Annotated in this window: 1 protein-coding gene; it reads right to left on the bottom strand. The window is 72.1% G+C overall.

Annotated features, from left to right (window positions below; all coding sequences use genetic code 11):
- Positions 1–299 precede the first annotated feature (299 nt).
- Positions 300–962, bottom strand: a complete 663-nt coding sequence (locus ACF07B_RS42920; protein WP_369486410.1) for an HAD-IA family hydrolase — start codon at positions 960–962, stop codon at positions 300–302.
- Positions 963–1,393 lie beyond the last annotated feature (431 nt).

Here is a 1,393-nt window from a genome sequence, read left to right as displayed (position 1 = left end):
CGGGGGCACCCGCCCGGCGCGGGGGGGGGGGGGGTGGGCGTCGGTGGCGACGGGCATCGATGTACCGGCACGGCCCCTCACGTCGGATTCCGGGCGCGGGTGCGTCGTGGTGGCCGGTCCGGATTTCAGCCCTGGCCGGGGAAGATTCAGCCCCTCCGGCGTTTGAGGAGCGGGGTCTGGGGCGGAGCCCCAGGGGTGGGACGGGTAGGGGCGGAGGGGGCGAAAAACCACCCTGCGCCCGGCCCGACTCCGTCGCCGTCCCCGGAGGGGATCCGTATCCCCAGCCGGTGCTGAGGACCTCAGCCGATGTGAAGGCGGACGGTGCCGTCTCCGACGACCTCGACCCGCACCTCGGTCAGATCACGCACGAGCACATCCGGCCCGTGGAACCCGGCCCGGGGACCGACACCCACGACCCGCATCCCGGCAGCCCGCCCCGCGGCGATCCCCGCTCCGGAGTCCTCGAAGACGACACAGTCCTCGGGCGCGATCCCCAGCTCGGCCGCCCCCTTGAGGAAGCCTTCGGGATCGGGCTTGCTGGCACCGACGGACTCGGCGGTGATGCGGACATCGGGAAGTCCGAGCCCGGCGGCGGCCATCCGCCCGCCGGACAGCGCCACATCCGCCGAGGTGACGAGCGCGTGCGGTACTCCGGCCAGGGAGGCGAGGAACTCGGGCGCACCCGGGATCGCGACGACGCCCTCCATGTCGGCGGTCTCCTCGGCCAGCATCCGCGCGTTGTCCGCGTGGTTCTGCTCCATGGGACGGTCCGGCAGCAGCACCGCCATCGAGGCGTATCCCTGCCTGCCGTGAACGACCTTCATGACCTCGTCCCCGTCCAGCCCGTGCCGGTCGGCCCAGCCGCGCCAGCAGCGCTCGACGACGACGTCCGAGTTGACGAGGGTGCCGTCCATGTCGAGCAGGAATGCACGGGCGGTCAGAACGGTGGTGGCCGTGGTCATCGGCAGGCTCCAAAACGCAGACAGGGGGACAGAACACCCCCCGGGAAACAAGGCGGCCCCGCCCGCCGGTCAGGGAGTTGCGGACGGGAACCACTTTGTTCCTACAAGATACAAAACAACTCCCCCCAGCGCCACCGCCCCCACCCAGACACCGGACCCACTCCCCTCCCGGAGGCGACGAGAGCAGGTCCCGGGGCGACGGAGTCAGGCCGGGCGCAGGATGGTTTTCGCCCCCTCCACCCCTACCCGCCCCAGCCCCCGCCCCTCAAACGCCGGAGGCCGCTGAACCCTTCCCCGGCCGGGGCTGAAACTTTCCCGGCCGGGGCTGAAATCCGGACCGGCCACCACAACGCACCCGCACCCGGGATCCGACGCGAGGGGCCGTGCCGGTACATCGATGCCCGTCGCCACCGACGCCCACCCCTCACCCA

Origin of the sequence: Streptomyces sp. NPDC015532, from assembly GCF_043078065.1 — a bacterium.
Lineage (GTDB): Bacteria > Actinomycetota > Actinomycetes > Streptomycetales > Streptomycetaceae > Streptomyces.
The sequence above is the reverse complement of the archived record's forward strand: the minus strand, read 5'-3'. Positions and strand labels throughout refer to the sequence as shown.

What these genes read in the sequence shown, in the direction of transcription:
- ACF07B_RS42920 (WP_369486410.1), bottom strand. Translation starts at nt 962, where the DNA reads ATGACCACGGCCACCACCGTTCTGACCGCCCGTGCATTCCTGCTCGAC.